Source organism: Streptomyces sp. NPDC059455 (genome assembly GCF_042750115.1).
In the GTDB taxonomy this organism is placed as follows: domain Bacteria; phylum Actinomycetota; class Actinomycetes; order Streptomycetales; family Streptomycetaceae; genus Streptomyces; species Streptomyces endocoffeicus.
This window is the reverse complement of record NZ_JBHYVB010000314.1, coordinates 4,722-9,720: the sequence shown is the minus strand read 5'-3', so window position 1 is coordinate 9,720 and position 4,999 is coordinate 4,722. Positions and strand designations below refer to the sequence as shown.

The following is a 4,999-nucleotide window of genomic DNA, read 5'->3' as shown; positions in this document are numbered from 1 at the left end:
GGGGGGGGGGCGGTGTTTGGGCCCCCGCGGGGGGCGCCCGCCCCGCCCGGGAAACCCCCGCCACGGCCGGGCAACCCCCGGAACGTCCGGGTGCCGGACGGGCCTTCGCCCGCCCGGCACCCGGGTATGTCACGCGCCGCCTCCGCTACGCGGGAACGCTCGCCACGCCCCGCGCCAGGAACGTCTTCCCGTTCACCCGCTCCGAGACGCCCTCGCGGTCCAGGTACGGCGTGATGCCGCCCAGGTGGAAGGGCCAGCCCGCGCCGGTGATCAGGCACAGGTCGATGTCCTGCGCCTCGGCGACGACGCCCTCCTCGAGCATCAGCCCGATCTCCTGCGCGACCGCGTCCAGCACCCGGGCGCGCACCTGCTCCTCGGTGAGGACGGTGTCGCCCTGCTGGAGCAGCGCGGCGACCTCCGGGTCCAGCTTCGGCTCCCCGGAGTCGTGGACGTAGAAGCCGCGCTTGCCCGCCTCGACCACGCGCTTGAGGTTCTCCGAGACCGTGAAGCGGTCCGGGAACGCGCCGTGCAGCGTCTCGGAGACGTGCAGGCCGATCGCCGGGCCGACCAGCTCCAGCAGCACCAGCGGGGACATCGGCAGGCCCAGCGGCTCGATGGCGCGCTCGGCGACGTCCACCGGGGTGCCCTCGTCGATCACGTTCTGGATCTCGCCCATGAAGCGGGTCAGGATCCGGTTGACCACGAACGCCGGGGCGTCCTTGACCAGGACGGCGGTCTTCTTCAGCTTCTTGGCCACGCCGAAGGCCGTGGCCAGCGAGGCGTCATCGGTCTTCTCACCGCGGACGATCTCCAGCAGCGGCAGGATCGCGACCGGGTTGAAGAAGTGGAAGCCCACGACCCGCTCGGGGTGCTTGAGCTGGGAGGCCATCTCGGACACCGACAGCGAGGAGGTGTTGGTGGCGAGGATGGCGTGCTCCGGCACGACCGCCTCGACCTCGGCGAACACCTGCTGCTTGACGCCCATCTCCTCGAAGACGGCCTCGATGACGAAGTCGGCGTCGGAGAACGCGGCGGCCTTGTCCAGCGAACCGGTCACCGCGGCCTTGAGGCGGTTGGCCCTGTCCTGGTTGATCCGGCCCTTGAGCAGCAGCTTGTCGATCTCGCCGTGGACATAGCCCACGCCCTTGTCGATCCGAGCCTGGTCGATGTCGGTCAGCACGACCGGCACCTCGAGACGCCGCGCGAACAGCAGCGCCAGCTGCGAGGCCATCAGACCCGCGCCCACGACGCCCACCTTGGAGACCGGGCGCGCCAGCGACTTGTCCGGGGCGCCGGCCGGGCGCTTGCCGCGCTTCTGCACCAGGTTGAAGGCGTAGATGCCGCTGCGCAGCTCGCTGCCCATGATGAGGTCGGCGAGCGCCTTCTCCTCGGCCTCGTAGCCTCGGGCGAGGTCGCCGTTGCGCGCGGCGTCGATGATCTCCAGCGCGCGGTAGGCGGCCGGGGCCGCCCCGTGCACCTTGCCGTCGGCGATGGCGCGGCCGCGCACCACGGCCTCGTGCCAGGCGTCGCCGCGGTCGATCTCGGGCCGTACGACCTCGAGCTCGCCCTTGAGGACGGCGGCGGTCCAGATCAGCGACTGCTCCAGGAAGTCCGCGCCCTCGAAGATCGCGTCGGCGATCCCGAGTTCGTAGACCTGCTCGCCCTTGAGCTGCTTGTTCTGGTTGAGCGAGTTCTCGATGATGACCGAGACCGCGCGGTCGGCGCCGATCAGGTTCGGCAGCAGGGTGCAGCCGCCCCAGCCGGGCACCAGGCCGAGGAACACCTCGGGCAGCGAGAAGGCGGGCAGCGCCGCGGAGACGGTGCGGTAGGCGCAGTGCAGCCCGACCTCGACCCCGCCGCCCATCGCCGCGCCGTTGTAGTACGCGAAGGTGGGCACGGCGAGCGCCGACAGCCGCTTGAAGACGTCATGGCCGCCCTTGCCGATGGCCAGCGCGTCCTCGTGGCGCTTCAGCAGCTCGACGCCCTTGAGGTCGGCGCCGACGGCGAAGATGAACGGCTTACCGGTGATGCCGACACCGGTGATCTCGCCGTCCGCGGCCTCCTTCTCGACCTGGTCGATCGCCGTGTTGAGGTTGGCGAGCGAGGCCGGGCCGAAGGTGGTGGGCTTGGTGTGGTCCAGGCCGTTGTCCAGCGTGATGAGCGCGAAGCGGCCGGCGTTCTGGGGGAGCTCGAGGTGGCGGACGTGCGCCTGTGTCACGACCTCGCCCGGGAAGAGTTCTGCCGCTCCCTTGAGAAGCTCTGCGGTGTTGGTCACTTGTTCCCCTCGAAGTGCGGGTTCTCCCAGATCACGGTGCCACCCATGCCGAAGCCGATGCACATCGTCGTGATGCCGTAGCGGACCTCGGGGCGCTCCTCGAACTGCCGTGCCAGCTGCGTCATCAGGCGGACACCGGAGGAGGCCAGCGGATGGCCGTAGGCGATCGCGCCGCCGTACTGGTTGACGCGCTCGTCGTCGTCCGCGATGCCGTAGTGGTCCAGGAACGACAGGACCTGGACGGCGAACGCCTCGTTGATCTCGAACAGGCCGATGTCCTCGATGGACAGACCGGCCTTCGCCAGGGCCTTCTTGGTGGCCGGGACCGGGCCGTAGCCCATCACCTCGGGCTCGACGCCGGCGAAGGCGAACGAGACCAGGCGCATCTTCACCGGCAGGCCCAGCTCCCGGGCGAAGTCCTCGGAGGCGATCAGCGAGGCGGTGGCGCCGTCGTTGAGCCCCGCGGAGTTACCGGCCGTGACCCGGCCGTGCGGGCGGAACGGGGTCTTCAGCGTGGCCAGGCCCTCCAGCGTGGTGCCCGGGCGCATCGGCTCGTCGGCGGTGGCCAGGCCCCAGCCCAGCTCCCCGCCCTCGGGGGAGGTGCGGCGCACCGAGATCGGCACCAGGTCCTGCTGGATCTTGCCGTTGGCGTACGCCTTGGCGGCCTTCTCCTGGCTGCGCACCGCGAACTCGTCGGCGCGCTGCTTGGAGATGTGCGGCAGCCGGTCGTGGAGGTTCTCCGCCGTCATGCCCATGAACAGGGCCGACTCGTCGACCAGCTTCTCCGAGACGAACCGCGGGTTGGGGTCGACCGCCTCGCCCATGGGGTGGCGGCCCATGTGCTCGACACCGCCCGCGACGACTGCGTCGTATGCGCCGAAGGCGATGGAGCCCGCGGTCGTGGTGACGGCGGTCATCGCACCGGCGCACATCCGGTCGATGGCGTAGCCGGGGACCGACTGGGGCAGCCCGGCCAGGATGCCCGCGGTGCGGCCGATGGTCAGGCCCTGGTCGCCGATCTGCGTCGTCGCGGCGATGGCCACCTCGTCGATGCGCTCCGGCGGCAGATCCGGGTTGCGGCGCAGCAGCTCCCGGATGCACTTGACGACCAGGTCGTCGGCGCGGGTCTCGTGGTAGATGCCCTTCGGGCCCGCCTTGCCGAATGGGGTCCGGACGCCGTCGACGAAGACGACGTCCCTAGCGGTACGAGGCACGTTGGCTCTCCTCCAGGTGCGGGATGGCACTGCTGCGGGCACGCCGGGAGCGCGCCGTCACACCCTCATGCTACTTATGAGTAACCAAGCTGCCCAGTCCCCACCGCCGGAGGGTTGAAGGTCACAGCCGCGGGCCGGCGGCGAGGCCGCCGGTCCACGCGCGTCACATCACGCCGGGGGCGTCAGCAAGGCGGCCGTCAGCACCGGGGTCACCAGGTCGACCTGCCAGGGGCGGGCGCCGTGACCTGCGAGAACGGAGGCGATCGCATCCGTCGTCGGCTCGGCGGGCGGCTCCCAGCACAGCCGCCGGACGGTGTCCGGGGCGATCAGGTTCTCCTGCGGAAGATTCAGCTGTTCGGCCAGCTGGGTGACGGCCGCACGCGCCGCGGAGAGCCGCGCCGCCGCGGCCGGGTCCTTGTCCGCCCACGCCCGCGGCGGGGGCGGACCGGCCACCGGCTGGCCCGGCTGGGGGAGGTCGGCCTCCGGCAGCGCCCGCGCCCGGTCCACCGCGGCCTGCCACTGCTCCAGCTGGCGCCGGTTCATCCGATGGCCGAAACCGTTCAGCGCGGTCAGTGCCCGGACGTCTCCCGGCAGGGCCAGCGCGGCCTCGACGATGGCCGCGTCGCCCAGCACCTTGCCCGGTGAGACATCGCGGCGCTGCGCGATCCGGTCCCGGGCCGTCCACAGCTCGCGCACCACGGCCATCTGCCGGCGCCGCCGGACCTTGTGCATCCCCGACGTCCGCCGCCAGGGGTCCTTGCGCGGCGGGGCGGGCGGGGCCGCGGCGATGGCCGCGAACTCCTGGTGCGCCCACTCCAGCTTCTCCTGCCGCTCCAGCTCGTCCTCCAGCGCGTCGCGCAGGTCCACCAGCAGCTCGACGTCGAGCGCGGCGTAGTGCAGCCAGGGCTCGGGCAGCGGGCGGGTGGACCAGTCCACGGCGGAGTGGCCCTTCTCCAGGGCGTATCCGAGGATGTTCTCGACCATGGCGCCGAGCCCCACCCGGGCGAACCCGGCCAGCCGGCCCGCGAGTTCGGTGTCGAAGATCCGGGCCGGGACCATGCCTATGTCCCGCAGACAGGGCAGATCCTGGGTCGCGGCGTGCAGGACCCATTCGGCGTCGGCGATCGCGGCGCCCAGACCCGAGAGGTCGGGGCAGCCGACGGGGTCGATCAGTGCGGTCCCCGCTCCGGCCCGGCGCAGCTGGACCAGATAGGCCCGCTGTCCATAGCGGTAGCCGGAGGCGCGCTCGGCATCGACGGCCACCGGGCCGTGGCCGGCGGCGAAGGTCGCGATGACCTCGGCCAGCGTGTCCGCGTCGGCGGTGACGGGCGGGATGCCCTCGCGCGGCTCCAGCAAGGGGACCGGCGCCGGGGGGAGGTCGTCCGGAGGAGCGCCCCCGGTGGTTCGCAGTGTCGTCTCTGCTGCGGTCTCTTGGGCGTCGGTCACCTGTCAAGGGTAGCTGTGTGCGGAGAGTACGCAGGGCGGGGGGAGGGGGGAGGGGAAGGGGATC

General features: G+C 71.9%; 3 protein-coding genes. All 3 read right to left on the bottom strand.

Annotation, left to right across the window (positions count from 1 at the left end):
- Positions 1-145: 145 nt before the first annotated feature.
- Positions 146-2,275 carry a 3-hydroxyacyl-CoA dehydrogenase NAD-binding domain-containing protein gene (locus ACFXB5_RS50505; RefSeq protein ID WP_385222056.1) on the bottom strand — a complete coding sequence of 710 codons (2,130 nt, stop codon included), beginning with the start codon at positions 2,273-2,275 and terminating at the stop codon, positions 146-148.
- Positions 2,272-3,489: a thiolase family protein gene (locus ACFXB5_RS50500; protein WP_385222054.1), complete on the bottom strand. Its 1,218-nt coding sequence runs from the start codon at positions 3,487-3,489 to the stop codon at positions 2,272-2,274. Before ACFXB5_RS50500 ends, ACFXB5_RS50505 begins: the two co-directional genes overlap by 4 nt.
- A gap of 168 nt (positions 3,490-3,657) precedes the next feature.
- Positions 3,658-4,935 (bottom strand): HRDC domain-containing protein, encoded by a 1,278-nt coding sequence (locus tag ACFXB5_RS50495; protein WP_385222051.1) that lies wholly within the window; start codon positions 4,933-4,935, stop codon positions 3,658-3,660.
- Positions 4,936-4,999 lie beyond the last annotated feature (64 nt).